This window comes from Streptomyces aurantiacus, assembly GCF_001418335.1.
GTDB lineage: Bacteria > Actinomycetota > Actinomycetes > Streptomycetales > Streptomycetaceae > Streptomyces > Streptomyces aurantiacus.
In genome coordinates, this window is the sequence record NZ_LIPP01000110.1 from 489 (window position 1) to 15199 (window position 14711).

The window sequence follows — 14711 nt, forward strand, 5'->3', positions numbered from 1 at the left end:
CGAAGCCGATCTCCGCGTAGTGGTCGACGCGCAGCCCGGTGTTGCGCTCCACGGCCCGTACGAGCAGGTCGGGGCCGCCGAGCGAGAACGCGGCGTTGAGTTTGTCCGGCTCGGCGCGGTAGCTCCTGCCGGTCTCGGGGCGGACGTACGGCGGGATGGTCACCCAGGAGTCGCGCGGCAGGCTCAGCATGGTGGTGCCGTTCGCGCCGGTGTGCAGCAGGATCATCGAGTCGGTGCGGCGGCCCTCGGCCGAGCCGGTACGCAGGTCCTTCCTGGCCTGCTCGGACAGGCCGGCGCGGCTGTCGGAGCCCACGATCAGGTAGTTGGTGCCCTTGCCGTCCCGCGGGCGGTCCGGGAGCGCGCCGAGGTCGACCTCCTGGTCCAGCTCGGTGTCGGCCCACACGTAGGTGCCGACGGAGGAGGCGACCAGCGCCGCGAGCAGCAGGGCCGTCAGCCGTACCGCCCGGCGGCGCCCGCTGAGGCGGGGTTTCGGCGACCTGCCGCCGCCCGCGTCCCTGCGGGACTGGCTTCCGTCGCCCGTACGGCCCGGTGTGGCGGGTGAGGGCATGCCGGGCAGGGGTGCCGTGCGCGTCGAGGGCGGGGCGCCGCTCCCACGCCGCCCCGACCACGGCCCGTCGACGCCTGCCGACCGGACCGCGCCCGTCCTCGGGTCGTGGCCTGTTGCGTGGTCGGTCCCGCCGCTCATCGGTTCATCGGCCTGTTCAGTCCCTCAGCACATGGCGTCACCCCGTCACAGGATCATCACGGGGTCATCTCGTGGGCAGGCTCTTATACGGAGCGGGGTCGCCGATCTGTTCAGCGGCCGTGCCGGAACGCTTCATGCGGTGCCACGTGAGCCGGCTGCCGAGCAGGGCGGCGACCACGGACTGGATGACGACCAGATACATCAACTGCCGGTAGACGACGAGTTGGAACGGCATCCACCACAGGGTCCGTACGCGCTCCCCGTCCAGCTTCAACGCGTACGCGGCGCAAGCCAGTTGGACGCCCATGAAGGCGAACCACACCGCGGCCGAACTCAGTGGGTCGAGGAACAGCACGCCGTACAGGGCGAAGACGTCGATGACCGGCGCGAGCAGCGGAAGGGCGACCTGGAAGAGGGCGAGGTAGGTGAGTCCGCGCCGGCCGAAGCGTCCGGCGACGCCCGTCTCCAGGACGGCGCCGCGGTGCTTCCACATGGACTGGATCGTGCCGAAGCACCAGCGGTAACGCTGACGCCACAACTGCCGCAGCGAGGTGGGTACTTCGGTCCAGGCGACGGCGGACTCCTCGTAGAGGACGCGCCAGCCCGCCCGCCACAGGGCCATCGTCAGGTCGGTGTCCTCGGCGAGGGTGTCATCGCTGACCCCGCCGACCCCCACCAGCGCGTCCCGGCGGAAGGCCCCGATGGCGCCGGGAACGGTGGTCATGCACTCCAGCACCTCGAACATCCTGCGGTCGAGGTTGAAGCCGAAGCAGTACTCCAGGTGCTGCCACTTGGCGAGCAGCCCGCGCCGGTTGCCGACCTTGGTGTTGCCGCTGACCGCGCCGACCGCCGGGTGCGCGAGCGGCTGGACGAGGTGGTGGACGGCGTCCGGTTCGAAGACGGTGTCGGCGTCCACCATGACGAGGATGTCGTGACTGGCGTACTCAAGGCCGGTGTTGAGGGCGGCGGCCTTGCCCCCGTTGGGTTTGCGCACCACCAGTACCCGCGCGTCACCGACGCCTTCGGCGAGTTCCGCCGTACGGTCCGTCGAGCCGTCGTCGATGACGACGATCTGCAGCCGGGGGTAGTCGGAGGCGAGCAGCGAGCGGACGGTCGCCTCGATTCCGGCCTCCTCGTTGTAGGCGGGCACGAGCACGGTGACCGGCTGCGTCACCTCCCGCAGCCAGGGCGCGCCGGGCCGGGAGCGTTCGAGCCGGCGAACATGGGCGCGGGCGAAGAAGACGAGCAGGATCAGCCGCAACATGCCGAGGGCGCCGGCGATGCCGAGCGTCCAGGTCATCGCGTTCGAGAACGCGCGCCCCAGAGTGGTGGCCCGGATCAGCGCGGTGCCACGCCACCGCTCGGCGGCCGACACCCGCGCGTACGGGGTCAGCCGGAGCCCGGCCGAGACGGTGGTGAAGCGGTCGACCCCCGGGTTCCCGAGCAGCTTCTCCGTCTCCCGGTACGCCGTCGCCGTCTGGCTGAACTGGCGGACCAGGCCCTGCGCGGGCTTGCGGGACGCCCTGTCGGCGGCGACCAGCACATAGCCCTGGGCGGTGGCGCGCCTGGCCGACGCCCACTCGCGGCCGCACAGGGTGTCGGGCGAGGTGGTCCGCGGCATCCGCAGCAGGTTGGTGCGCAGGTTCGCGGTGCCCGCCAACACGCTCTGTGTCAGGCCAAGTTCGGCGGCGAAGCGAAGCGAGGAGGTCTCGCCCAGAGCGGCTCCGGTATAGGTGTTGGAGCCGATCTCGTGCCCCTCGGCGCGGATCCGCCGCACGAGGTCCGGGTGGCGGGCCGCCCGGGAGCCGAGGAGGAAGAAGGTCGCGCGGGCCCGGTGCTGTTTCAGCAGGTCGAGCAGGCGCGGGGTCCAGACGGGGTCGGGGCCACCGTCGAAGGTGAGCGCGACGGTGCGGGCGGGCATCGAGGCGGTCTGTACGCCGCTGCCGTTGATGCCGATGACGGGGCCGCCGCGGGTGACGGCGTCGGGTGCGGGTGAGGTGCAGGCGGACCGGGTGTCCGCGGCGTCGACCTCGTGGTTGGTCCAGCCCTCGAAGAGGAGGGCCGCGAACATCGCGGGCAGGACGAGTATCAGGAGCAGCCAGTGCCCTCGCGGATCACGGGACTGTTTGTGCCGGGCCCTCACGGAACGTCGTCCCCCCTCTCCTCCGAGGCAGCCGGGGGCCGACCCGCTCTTCTCCGGCCCCGGGCGTCCGTGGCCGATGCGCTGGGGAACGTCTGCTGCCGTTGGCTGGCGGGGCCGGAGTTACGCATGGGGCGCGAGTCTAGCCACAGGTTTGCGATTGCAGGGACCGACGCAGATACCCCAAGTACCCACTATTGGTTGCCACTTGAACGTTCTTTTCGTTCTGCGGGTGCTCGGCCGTAGCGTGTGCGTGTGACCCAACTCACCCGCTCAGACACGAAGCTGGTCGAACTTGTGCAGGCCGGCGACGTCGCGGGAGTCGTCCGGAAACTGGCCGCGCTGCCACCTGCCCAACGTCGGGCAGGTGCCGTCGAATTGTCGGCCGACCGCGGGAGCGTCCCCCGGCGTGAACTCACCGCGGAGGTGAAGGCCGCCCTGTTCGCCGCCGAACTGGGGTGTCAGGTCACCCCCGAAGCCGCGACCGCCTGGCTCCTGACCTACCGGTACTTCAAGATGGACACCTGGACGGTGGACGTCCTGAACCTGCATTCCGTCGCATGGCGGACCGAGTTGGCCGCACTGCTCGGCGAACGGGCGACGGCCTCGGACACGGTGTACACGCTCACCGAACACCTCGTCCACGACACCGGCTGTCCGCTGCCGACCTCGCAGAAGTTCGTACTGGCCTGGCTGTTCAACCGCGCCAACAACCGGCAGCGGCCCGCGCGGATGCTGGGTGGAGCACCGGGGGCCGACCTCCTGGAGCGGCTGCGCGCGGACCCCTTCACCCCGAAACTCATCCCGCTGGCCGTGGCGCGGCCGGGGCGCCTCGTCTTCGACCGGCCGGCGTGGCTCCTGGAAGCGCTCCTCGCTTTCGCCGCCGAAGGTGTCGCCGACCGGGCCGAACTGATCCACAACCTCTTCGCGGACATGGCCGCCGCACCGCCTGGGGAGGCCCAGGCGGTGGCCGTACTGGAAGCACTCGCGCTCACCCCGGCCGAACACGCCAGTGTGGCCCCCGAACGCGCCGCACTGATCGAGCACCTTCTCGGGCGTCTACTGCACGAGGGCACACGTATCGAGACCGCACCACTCCTGGAGCCCGCACGGCTCTCGGAGACCGCACCGCTCTTGGCGTTTCTGCGCGCCCTGAAGCCCACACCGCCCGAAGAAGCGCTCCGGGTACGGGACTATCTGGCGCTGCTCGACGGGTCGTTGCCGGTGGCCGCGTACGCCCGAGAGGTCCTGGCCCGGCTGGCCGAGGCGGGCCTGCCGGCGCCCGGCACACGCACCGAGGACGGTCCCGCCCACGTGGGGCGGGACCGCCGTTCGGACGACCAGCCGGTGCCCTTCCGGACTACCGGCCCGCTGTCCCGTCGCGCACCGAACCCGGCAGCGAACCCGGCGCACGCCCCGAAGCCGAACCCGGCGCACGTCCCGAGGCCGGCCCCGGCGCCGGCGCGTACCCGATGGGCCGGGCAGTGAAGACGCCCCTGCCCTGCGTGCGGCTCCGCAGCCGTGTCGCGTAGCCGAACAGTTCGGCCAACGGCACGGTGGCGGTGACGACGGCCGCACCCGCTCGCGTGGTCGAGCCGGTGACCCGGCCCCGCCGTGCCGCCAGGTCACCGAGGACCCCGCCCACGGCCTCGTCGGGAGCGGTGACCGTGACCTCGACCACCGGCTCCAGCAGCGCCATCGCACCGGCACTCGCACGCGCTCGCAATGCCTCGCGCAGGGCGAGCCGGCCGGCTGTCCGGAACGCCATCTCGGAAGAGTCCTTGGGATGGGTCGCCCCGTCCCTCAGGACGACCCGCAGCCCGGTCACGGGATGACCGCCGAGCGGCCCCTCACCCAGCGCGTCCCGGCAACCGGCCTCCACGGCCCGCACGTACTCCTGCGGAACCCGGCCACCGACGACGGCCGACCGGAACTCGAACCCGGTCGCACTGCCGCCGTGCGCACTGTCAGTACCTTCGACCATGGCCTCCAGCGGCTCCACAGCGAGGACCACATGGGCGAACTGCCCTGCCCCACCGTCCTGTTTGACGTGTCGGTAGACCAGCCCGGCGACTGGGCGTACGACCGTCTCCCGGTACGCCACCTTCGGCCGGCCGACCCGGACGTCAAGACCCTGGGCGCGGCGGATCTTCTCCACCGCCACCTCCAGGTGCAGTTCGCCCATGCCCGACAGCACGGTCTGGCCGGTCTCGTCGTCGGTCCTGACGACCAGCGAGGGGTCCTCCTCGACGAGCCGCGCCAACGCCGACACCAGCCGGTCGGTGTCCGTGCCCGTACGTGCCTCGACCGCGACGGAGACCACGGGTTCGGCCGTCGCCGGCGGTTCGAGGACCAGCGGAGCGTCCGGTGCGCACAGGGTCGATCCCGCGCGGGCGGACTTCAGTCCGACCACGGCGACGATGTCCCCGGCCACCGCCCGGTCCAACTGGGCGTGCCGGTCGGCCTGGACGCGCAGGATGCGGCCGACCCGCTCGGTACGCGTCGCGCTCGCGTCCAGTACGGCCACGGCTTCTCCCTTCCGGATCGTTCCCGAGTACACCCGCAGATACGTCAGCCGCCCGGTGGCGGTCGCGGTCACCTTGAACGCCAGGGCCGCGAACGGCGCGTCCGGATCGGCGGCCCGCTCCTGCTCGGCGCCGTCCAGCGTGCCGCGTACGGCGGGCACGTCCGACGGCGAGGGCAGGTACGCCACCACGGCGTCCAGCAGCGGCTCGATCCCCCGGTTGCGGTAGGCGGAGCCGCACAGCACGACCACACCGTCACCGGTACGGGTCAGGTCGCGCAGCGCGCCCGCGAGTGTCGGCGCGGAGACGGTGGACCGCGTACAGAACTCGTCCAACGCGCCGGGATGGAGTTCCGCCACGGCCTCCTCCAGCAGCCGTCGACGCCGCTCCGCCTCCGCACGCAGGGCTTCGGGTACGGGCCCTTCCTCGACTCCGTCTCCTCCGTCTCCTCCGTCGGCCCAGATCAACGCCCGCATACGCAGCAGATCGACGACTCCGTCGAACCCGTCCTCCGAGCCGATGGGCAACTGCACGACCAGCGGCGCCGGATGCAGCCGCTCCCGGATGGAGGCGACCGCCGCGTCGAGGTCGGCCCCGGCCCGGTCCAGCTTGTTGACGAAGGCGATCCGCGGCACACCGAACCGGTCGGCCTGCCGCCACACCGACTCGCTCTGCGGTTCGACCCCCGCGACGGCGTCGAACACCGCGACAGCCCCGTCGAGCACGCGCAGCGAACGTACGACCTCGTCGGAGAAGTCGACGTGCCCCGGTGTGTCGATCAGGTTGATCCGACGGCCGTCCCAGGCACAGCTGACGGCGGCGGCGAAGATGGTGATCCCACGGTCACGCTCCTGGGAGTCGAAGTCGGTGACGGTCGTCCCGTCATGCACCTCGCCCCGCTTGTGGGTGGTCCCGGTGACATACAGGATCCGCTCGGTGACGGTGGTCTTGCCCGCGTCGACGTGAGCGAGAATGCCGAGATTGCGGACGGCAGCCAGCGGGTCGGTGAGACCGGCGAGACGCGCGGGCTGGTCGATCTGCGCGGAGTGGGTGACATGACGGTTGAGTTCGGTACGCACGGCCCATGGCCTTTCAAGGCTGATCCAGAAGGGGTCGGCGCGAATTCCCGTACGAAGCCATACGTGACCTGAGGTCCGCAGAGGAAGGGACTCAGGGGTCAGGCGTTCGTCACGGGCGTCCGGTGCGAGCCGCGCAGCCCGCACCGGGTCCCCGAAGACACGAGGATCACCTCGTACCTCGACAGGGGAACGACAACAGCGGTGCGGTACCGCATGGCCGGGCTCCCCTCACTGGTCACTGGTCCACTGGTCACTGATCACGGCGCGCGCCGCGGTGGTGGGCGGTGCGCGTCGTGTGGTGAGTGTAGGGAACGGGACCAGGCCGAGGCATGGGGTTTTACGCGCCGGTCACCGCGTCGACGAGTTCCGCCAGTGCCGCCGCCACCCGGTCGAGGCCCGGCCCCGCAGGACCGCCCGGCTCGGTCATGTAGACATCCCGCCGGATCTCGATCATCAGGGCGCTGACCCGCCGGTCGTTGCCGTAGTGCTTCAGCGGGACGTACGTGCCGGCGAAGGGGCTGTCGATGCCCGTACCGCCGAAGCCCGCGAACGCCTTCTCGGCGTGGGCGAGCAGGCCGGGCGGGGTGTGGAAGGGGTCGTGTCCGAGGCACACGGGCGGTCGGGGGCCGTCGCCGTGGAGCTCGTACGGCAGTCGCTCGCTGGGGTAGGAGTGCACGTCGATGATCACGACCCGCCCGACCGCTGCCAGTCGCCGCGTCACGGCGTCGGTCATGGCGGCTGTGTACGGGTGGAAGTAGCGGTCGAGGAGCAACTGTTCGGCGTCTGCGCCCAGGGCTCGGAGGTGGTCGCCGTGCGTGGTGCGTGTGTAGACCGCTCCCATGCCGACGGTCCGCATCTCCTCCCGCTCGTCCGGGAAGCGTTCGGGGTCGACGACCAGCCGGGACAGCTGGTTGACGAACCGCCAGGGTTCCTCGGTGGACCGGGCGGCGGCCTCCGCGGCGATCCGGGCGGTGTGCGAGTCGGTGATGTGGTCCAACTCCCGTTCCAAAGCGGCGTCGTCGAGCACGATGGTGCTCCGCGCGTCCGCGGGGACGGTCCGCGAGGAGTGCGGCACGTGCAGGATCACCGGTGACCCGGGCGCGCCCGGCACCAGCCGGTACGCGGCCGAAGCGCCCTTCATTCAGGCACCCTTGGCGACGGACACCGTCACGGAGAGGTCACCCGCGTTGTCGGTGACGCAGCCGTCGTCGCCGTCGTTGATGCGCAGTTCGAGCGTGCCCGCGGCCGTCGCCTCGAAGGTCCACTGGTTCCCCACGATGTGACTCTCCTCGCCCTCCCCACCCTCCGTGAACCGACCGAGGAGCACGCCGAAGGGGGCCGACTCGTTGACCTTGCAGTCCGCTGCCGCGAAGGTCAGTTTCTGGTCGGTCTCGGGGTCGTAGCCGTCCGGTCCGGTCAGCGGCATCTCGGGGTCGTCCACGGTCCACTGGCCCGACGTGAAGCGGACGGTGACGGTGTCGCCGGCCTCGATGGGCGTTTCGGTGGCCCGCTGCCAGCCCTCGGTGCCATGGACCACCGAGTCGTTGGCGACGGGCGTCGGCGGCAGGGGGGTACCGGCCGGCGGGGAGACGGCCCCGTCCCCCTGGCCCGCGGGGTCCCCCGCGTCGGCCTGCGCGGTCCGGTCGAAGGGCGGGGCCTCGGCGAGGAAGAGGCCGACACCGGTGCCCGCGACGAGGAGGGCGACCGCGGAGACGACCCATCCCAGGACGCGCTGGTCACGCCGTCTCGTGTCCCTCCTCATCAACGCGGACGCGGTCTCGGCGTCGTACCGGGAGGTGGGCGCCGCCTGGTCGGCCCACAGGGCGTGGTGGTGGGTGCGGGTCTCCGCGTCCGCGAGGGAGACGGCTGCCGGGGTCGCCGCCGGGATCGCCGCCCGGACGGCGGCCGACGGCAGCGACCGCAGCTCCGCGCCCCCGTCGGCGGCATACCGCAGCGCGGTCGTCGCGTCGGGGAGGGAGAGCCGCTCCTCGGGCGCCTTGCGCAGCAGCGCCTCGACGACCGGCAGCAGCGGGCCCAACTGCGGTGGCAGGTTGGGCTCCTCGTACGCCACCGCGTGCAGGGTGGCGACGTTCACCTTCCGGCGGAACGGCGACGCGCCGGTGGCGGCGGTGACGAGTGTCGCGGCCAGCGACCACAGGTCCGAAGCGGGGCCGACGTCACCGCCGTTGATGCGCTCGGGCGCCATGTACTCGGCGGAGCCGGCGAATTCCCCGGAGTTGGTGTGCAGTTCCCCGTCGTCGAGGACGGCGATACCGAAGTCGGTCAGGACCGCGCTGCCGTCGCGGCGCAGCAGGACGTTGGCCGGCTTGACGTCGCGGTGCAGGGCTCCCACGGCGTGTACGGCGTCCAGCGCGCCGAGCAGTTGCAGCCCCAGGGCGGCGACCCGCGTCGGCTCCAACGGGCCGGACCGGGCGATGAGTTGAGCCAGCGAAGGACCGTCGATGAGTTCCATGACGATCCACAGCCGGTCCTCGGACTCGACCAGGTCATGGACGCCCACCACGTGCGGGTGCGGCACCCGGGCGACCGCGCGCGCCTCACGGACCGCACGGCGCAGCCACACGCGGTGGTCCTCGTCGCCCTGGGTGAAGACGTGCAGTTCCTTGGCCGCGACGTCCCGGGCGAGCAGTTGGTCGTGGGCCCGCCAGACCGTGCCCATGCCGCCCCTGCCGAGCTGGTCGGTCAGCCGATACCGACCAGCGATCACACGCCCGGCACCTCGTGCCGCGTGCGCCGCCGCATGCTGCTGATCATCACTGCCGGACAACACGCCCGCCTCACGCCCCTCCCGATGGCTTCCTTGCCACCGGTCCCATGTCGCACTCGAACACCGGTGAGCATAGCGCTGGGACATGGCCGACGATTCCTGGTGTACGTGTCTGGGCGCGCGCTGACGCCACCGCCGGTCACAGTCCGATCGTGGCCCAGACCGTCTTGCCGCCGGGATGGTGGGACCGAGCCCCCCAGTCGTCGGCGAGGGACTCGACGAGGAGCAGGCCCCGGCCCGACTCGCCGTCGGCGGCCGTCGCCGGTGGCCGCCCGGGGAGACGGTCACCCCGGGCGTCCGTCACCTCGATGAGCAGTGACATGGCGCCGAGCGTGAGGTCCAGGCGGGCGTCACGACCTCGCACCCGGCCGTGCAGAGCTGCGTTGGCGGTGAGTTCGGCGATGAGCAGACTCGCGGCGTCCATGTCCGCGTCCTCGCCCCCGCTCGGGCCAACCAGTGGCAGGTGCTCCGCGAGCCAGCGCTCGGCCTCGTGACGGACCTGGTGCGCGCCGTACTCGGTGGTGGTGAAGAGGCTGCTGAAGCTGAAGTGGCCGGTGTGCGCGAGCGGTTCGCGGGTCGCGGCGACTGATTCTTGGTTCACCTCACAGAGCGTGGCCGACCCGATCTACTCTCGTGAGTGACGGTGCGCGTACGGAGGGTCACTGTCCGGCCGTACAAGTCGGGCTGTACCGGTGGCCGACGCGGTTGTACGGGCGTACGGCCGTGGCCTCGGGCACCGCCCATCGGTGAACTCCGGGCGGAGCGGTGACCAGGACGAGAACGGTGGTGCGGGATGACGGGACGACCGGAGCCGAGCACGGACGGTACGGACGGTACGGAGGAGGTGTCGGACCTCTTCCGCGCGGTCGGACGGCAGATCAAGACCGCCCGGGAGCGGGCCGGGCTCAGTCAGAAGGAACTGGGCCGCCGGGTCGGCTACGGCGAGGAGCAGATCTCGTCGGTCGAGCGGGGGCGCCGGACACCGCAACCGGAGTTTCTGGCGGCAGTGGATGAGCTGCTGGGGTGCGATGGGCTGTTGGCGGTGACGGCGGAGGACGTGGAGCGGGCGAAGGCGCGGAGGCGGGTGCGGCATCCGGAGTGGTTCCGGGATTTCGCGAAGCTGGAGGCGCAGGCCGTCGAGCTGTGCTACTTCGCCAACCAGGCAGTACCTGGCCTCTTCCAGACGGAGTCGTACGCACGCTCCGTGTTCGCCAGCAGGCAACCGTTCTTCGACGAGGAGTCGATCGAACAGCGCGTCACGTCAAGGCTCGCTCGGCAGGAGCTGCTGGTCCGCCGGCCCCCGCCGACCGTGACCGCGATCGTGCAGGAAGCCGTACTGAGACAGCCGTTCGGCGGCCCGAAGGTCCAGCGCGAGCAGTTGCAACGCCTCGTGGAAGTGGCTCACTTGCGGCATGTCGAGATCCAGGTCATGCCCACGCTCAGTCAGGACCACGCCGGGATGGGCGGCCCATTCACCCTGCTCGAAATCAAAGGCAGGCCGCGCATGGCCTACCTGGAGGTCCAGCACACGAGCCGCCTGATCACCGATCCGGAGGACGTAAGGGTTCTCACCGCGAAATATGGCAGCATCCGTGGGCAGGCGCTCACCACCCGAGAATCCCTGCGCCTGATCGAGACGATGCTGGAGGACCTATGAACACCGAACGCCCCATACAGCTCAGCTGGTTCAAGAGCACGTACAGCGGCGACGAAGGCGGCGAGTGCCTTGAAGTCGCTGCCGACAACGCGTCAATCCATGTACGGGACTCCAAGAAGCACACAGGCCCGCAGCTCGCGTTCACCCGGGCCGCGTGGGCCGGATTCGTCACCGACCTCGGCCGCGACCCGTCCCACTGACCGCGGCGATCTCCGGGAACCGTGCGACACCGCACACCACTCGCGGCCACAATGTGTGCATGAGTGATGACTGGAAGCGACGAATGGAGCGGGCCGCGGCCGAACTGCTGCGGCAGGACGACCCGGTGGCCCTCGTCCGCGAGGCTGACGCACTCGACGCCTCGACCCGGTGCCCTTATGTGTGGCCGCGCGGCCCGGTGTTCGGCGTGGCCGCACTCGGTCCGGAGCCCGGTGCCCGGTGGCGGTTGGTGTCCGAGGCCACCGACGGCACCCCGCAGGAGGCCCGGGACGCCCTCAACTCGTTGTTGTGGTTGCGGGCGAAGGACGAGGCCGAGACCGTCGCCGAGCGCCGCGAACTCCTCGCGGCGGTGCGCCGCCTGGAGTGCGAGCGGATCGACGAGCTCATGGTGCTGGGCAGCCGCTACCGCGTCGTACGGGGCGACGAGTACGCACGCTGCAGCTTGACCGACGGCCCGGAGCCGCCCCGCCCGTCCGACCCCGAACCGGCCGACCTCTCCTGGGGCCACCAGCCGGGCCGCGACCGGGACCTGCCGGACATCGGCCATCTGCTCGACACCCGGCCGGACGATCCCGCGGCGCCGTTCGGTGTCATGGCTGAAGGCAACCGCCAAGCGCTTCGGGAATTCACCTACGAGGGCGAGCACGTCCCGCCCGCCATGCGTGCCGAATCCCAGCAGGCGGTCCACCGTTACCCCGAACTCATCCTGCTCCCGGTCGGATTCGGCGTCATCAAGCGCGCCGGGGCCGGCTGGACCCCGGCCAGCCGCCTCCAGCCGACCCCGCACGACGCTCGCCGCGTCGTACACAACGGCCTGTCCTGGCTGTGGGCCGAGATGTACGAGTTGGACACCGCGACCCGGGAGGCGTACACGCGCGCCGCCGAAGACCTGGAAGCCACGCCGCACGCGAACGAGGTGACGGTCCTGGGCGACACCTACCGCATCTGCCGCGTCGAACGCATGCTGCGCACCGGCCCGGACGGCCCCGAACCGCCCCGCAGCTCCGACCCGGAGAACACCGAGCCGATGCGTATCCGCCCGCCCATGGACGAACACGGCAACATCCAACCCGAGTCAGAGCCCGAGCCCGAGTCCGAGTCCGACAGCATGAGCGCGGGCGTCGGCGACGGGCCGGACGGCGGGCGGTCGCACTGAGCAGACAGCAAAAGCACCCGATCTCGGCCTGAGACTGAGATCGGGTGCTGTCATGTTGCAGTCATGCGGTCCTGATCACTCCGGCAGAGCGAACACGATCAACGCGTCTCCGTGGCCCGCGCCGAGCATGCCGGGGATGATGCCCTCCAGCCAGCCACCCCAGCCGACCGGCACGGCGACGTACTGCTTGCCGTCGACGCTGTAGGTCATCGCGCTGCCGTGGTGGCCGCTACCGCACTGGAACTTCCACAGCTCGTCGCCGGTGCGGGCGTCGAGCGCGATGAACTCGCCCGTCGGAGTGCCGGAGAACACCAGGTCCCCCGCGGTGGCGAGCACCGACGAGGCCATCGGGTGCGGGTTTCGCCAGCGCCACTTCTCCTCACCGTGGGAGTCGAACGCGCTGACCGACCCGGCCATGTTGTCGATGTCCACCTGCACGGCAGCACCCCAGTACGGCATGCCTTCCTTGAACTCACGGCGCCGCCGGGTGGCGGTGGCGCCCACGTCGGCGACCGGCACGTAGAACATGTCGGTACGCGGGCTGTACGCCGCGTGCGTCCACTCCTTCGCGCCCGCCGGGCCGGGGTAGAAGTGGACGGGCTCGCCCTCCTTGTCCGGGTACTTCCGGGCCGTAACCCTGCCGTCACGGGTGATGGTGCCCCAGTCGATCCGGTCGACGAACGGGGTGACGTGCTGCAGCTGCCCGTTGGTGCGGTCCAGCACGAAGAAGTAGCCGTTCTTGTCGAAGTGAGCGAGCAGTTTCTTCCCGTCCCGCTCGAACAGGATCATCTCCATCGTGGAGTCGTAGTCCCACAGGTCGTGCGGGGTGAACTGGTAGTGCCACACGATCCGACCGGAATCCACGTCCACCGCGACGACGCTGTCGGTGTAGAGGTTGTCGCCCTCACGGACCTCACCGTCGAAGTCGGGCGCCGGGTTGCCGGTGCCCGCGTAGTACAGGTTCGTCTCCGGGTCGTAGCTCCCGGTGACCCAGTGGTTCGCGCCGCCCCGCGCCCAGGCCTCACCGTCGGCGGGCCAGGTCTCGGAGCCCGGCTCGCCGGGCTTGGGCACGGTGTAGCAGCGCCAGCGGTGCTCGCCGGTCTCCAGGTCCCAGCAGTCGATGTGGCCACGCACGCCGAACTCGCCGCCGGAGCTGCCGGTGATGAGCGTGTCCTTGACGACCAGCGGAGCGAGTGTGGCACTCTCGCCCGCGCGCACGTCCCCGGTGGTCTTCTCCCAGACCTTCTTGCCGTTGGTGGCGTCCAGCGCCAGCAGGTGGGCGTTCGGCGTGACGAAGTAGACCTTGCCGTTCGCCACCGCGCAGCCGCGGTTGACGTTCCCACAGCAGAGCGAGACGTCGAACGGCACCGCGTGCTTGTAGCGCCAGAGCTGCTCGCCGGTCTTCGCGTCCAGAGCCCAGAACCAGCCGTCCCAGCCGGTGACGTACATGACGCCGTCCACGACTATGGGGCAGGCCTCGAACGCGTAGGTCGAAGCACCCGCGATCTGGCCGGAGGAGCCTGCCTGGAAGATCCAGGCAGGCCCGATGCGCTTGACGTTCTCCGTGTTGATCTGGTCCAGCAGGCTGTACCGCTTGCCGTCGTAGTCGCCGTAGTAGGTGAGCCAGTTCTCCGGTTCCGAACGCGCGTCGAGGAGGCGCTTGTAGTTGACGTTGTTGGCCACTGCGGGCGCGGTGCCGGAGGCGGCGCTCAGCGCTCCGTGGTCGATCGCCTCACCCGCGTCCACGTACTCGACTGTCATGGGTTCGTTCCTCTCTACCGGTCTACCGGTCTACCGGCGCGGCTGGTCGGGACGGTCGAGACGGGCTTCCGGCGGCACCTCTCCGAGGACGACGATGGCGGCGGTCAGGCCACGGCCCTCGTCGTTGCCGCCCGGCGAGCTGTACCAGTAGTAGCCAGGGCCGTCCAGGTTGAGCCTGGCCCGGCCCTTCGAGTGGTTCAGCAGCCAGATGAACTTCTTGTCGCCGTTGCTCGGCAGCAGGCAGGCATGCGTGTTCTTGTCGTCGTTGATGATCGTCAGTTCGACGTCACCACCGTGCGGCAGGACCAGGATCGCGGGATCCCAGGCGATCTCGTCCTCCTTGATCCGGATCGTCGCCTCCATGGTGCCGTCGGCTCGCTCCGTGGCCCTCGCGATGCTTCCGGTTCCAAGTACGCGACCGATCGCTGCCTGGTTCTGTGCGTCCAAGCCGAGTTTGTTCAGCAAATCAGCACGTTCCTGAACTGTCGCCATTGGACTCCACCTCCTCATTGCGAATCCACATGCGGACGAAAATCCGGCGTAACCGGGAAAACGCGCTGAATACCTTGCCGCCCCATCAGGCGGCGGCGGAGCGATGCAACACACAAGTCCGAGTCAATACACACATCCGAGCCGATGGCGCTTCCCGAATTCCGATGAACCGAGCACCGATCAATGTC

The 14711-nt window shown here is 70.4% G+C and carries 11 protein-coding genes; 3 read left to right on the top strand and 8 right to left on the bottom strand.

Features of this window, described 5'->3' with window-relative positions; translation table 11 throughout:
- The 6 genes from AOK01_RS45100 to AOK01_RS15740 all read right to left on the bottom strand — a co-directional run.
- Positions 1–706 (bottom strand): LCP family protein (locus AOK01_RS45100; protein ID WP_245702276.1); only part of this gene is annotated, 706 nt, incomplete at its 3' end.
- A gap of 64 nt (positions 707–770) precedes the next feature.
- Positions 771–2777, bottom strand: a complete 2007-nt coding sequence (locus AOK01_RS15715; protein ID WP_079103460.1) for a bifunctional polysaccharide deacetylase/glycosyltransferase family 2 protein — start codon at positions 2775–2777, stop codon at positions 771–773.
- Positions 2778–4206: 1429 nt separating this feature from the next.
- Positions 4207–6408: an elongation factor G gene (fusA, locus tag AOK01_RS15725; protein WP_079103461.1), complete on the bottom strand. Its 2202-nt coding sequence runs from the start codon at positions 6406–6408 to the stop codon at positions 4207–4209.
- A gap of 379 nt (positions 6409–6787) precedes the next feature.
- Positions 6788–7591: an N-formylglutamate amidohydrolase gene (locus AOK01_RS15730; RefSeq protein WP_055511997.1), complete on the bottom strand. Its 804-nt coding sequence runs from the start codon at positions 7589–7591 to the stop codon at positions 6788–6790.
- On the bottom strand, positions 7592–9178 hold the full coding sequence (locus AOK01_RS15735; RefSeq protein ID WP_055512000.1) for a serine/threonine-protein kinase: 1587 nt from the start codon (positions 9176–9178) through the stop codon (positions 7592–7594). It lies immediately after the preceding gene.
- Between the two features lie 199 nt (positions 9179–9377).
- A complete protein-coding gene (locus tag AOK01_RS15740) occupies positions 9378–9839 on the bottom strand; it encodes an ATP-binding protein (RefSeq protein ID WP_055512002.1) in 462 nt (153 codons plus the stop codon).
- Positions 9840–10031: 192 nt separating this feature from the next.
- Here AOK01_RS15740 and AOK01_RS15745 point away from each other — a divergent pair, with 192 nt between their 5' ends.
- Genes AOK01_RS15745 through AOK01_RS15755 form a run of 3 tightly spaced genes read left to right on the top strand, consistent with a single transcriptional unit; the run spans position 10032 to position 12270 of the window.
- The gene (locus AOK01_RS15745; RefSeq protein WP_055512004.1) at positions 10032–10895 is read left to right on the top strand and encodes a helix-turn-helix domain-containing protein; all 864 of its coding nucleotides are present in this window, start codon (positions 10032–10034) and stop codon (positions 10893–10895) included.
- The gene (locus AOK01_RS15750) at positions 10892–11095 is read left to right on the top strand and encodes a DUF397 domain-containing protein (RefSeq protein ID WP_055512007.1); all 204 of its coding nucleotides are present in this window, start codon (positions 10892–10894) and stop codon (positions 11093–11095) included. The genes AOK01_RS15745 and AOK01_RS15750 overlap by 4 nt, the downstream gene beginning before the upstream one ends.
- A gap of 59 nt (positions 11096–11154) precedes the next feature.
- Positions 11155–12270, top strand: coding sequence for a DUF5954 family protein (locus tag AOK01_RS15755; RefSeq protein ID WP_213862103.1), 1116 nt, complete (start codon positions 11155–11157; stop codon positions 12268–12270).
- A 75-nt stretch (positions 12271–12345) separates the two neighbouring features.
- Here the strand turns inward: AOK01_RS15755 and AOK01_RS15760 are convergent, their stop codons facing one another.
- Positions 12346–14031, bottom strand: a complete 1686-nt coding sequence (locus tag AOK01_RS15760; protein WP_055512010.1) for a PQQ-dependent dehydrogenase, methanol/ethanol family — start codon at positions 14029–14031, stop codon at positions 12346–12348.
- Between the two features lie 30 nt (positions 14032–14061).
- Entirely contained in the window at positions 14062–14523 is a 462-nt protein-coding gene (locus AOK01_RS15765) for an MSMEG_3727 family PQQ-associated protein (RefSeq protein WP_055512013.1), read from the bottom strand.
- Between the last annotated feature and the right edge of the window lie 188 nt (positions 14524–14711).

Excerpts from the sequence above, each read along its gene's own strand:
- AOK01_RS15715 (WP_079103460.1), bottom strand. The coding sequence starts at position 2,777 with ATGTTCGCGGCCCTCCTCTTCGAGGGCTGGACCAACCACGAGGTCGAC.
- AOK01_RS15765 (WP_055512013.1), bottom strand. The coding sequence starts at position 14,523 with ATGGCGACAGTTCAGGAACGTGCTGATTTGCTGAACAAACTCGGCTTG.
- AOK01_RS15745 (WP_055512004.1), top strand. The coding sequence starts at position 10,032 with ATGACGGGACGACCGGAGCCGAGCACGGACGGTACGGACGGTACGGAG.
- AOK01_RS15730 (WP_055511997.1), bottom strand. The coding sequence starts at position 7,591 with ATGAAGGGCGCTTCGGCCGCGTACCGGCTGGTGCCGGGCGCGCCCGGG.
- AOK01_RS15750 (WP_055512007.1), top strand. The coding sequence starts at position 10,892 with ATGAACACCGAACGCCCCATACAGCTCAGCTGGTTCAAGAGCACGTAC.
- AOK01_RS15755 (WP_213862103.1), top strand. The coding sequence starts at position 11,155 with ATGAGTGATGACTGGAAGCGACGAATGGAGCGGGCCGCGGCCGAACTG.
- AOK01_RS15760 (WP_055512010.1), bottom strand. The coding sequence starts at position 14,031 with ATGACAGTCGAGTACGTGGACGCGGGTGAGGCGATCGACCACGGAGCG.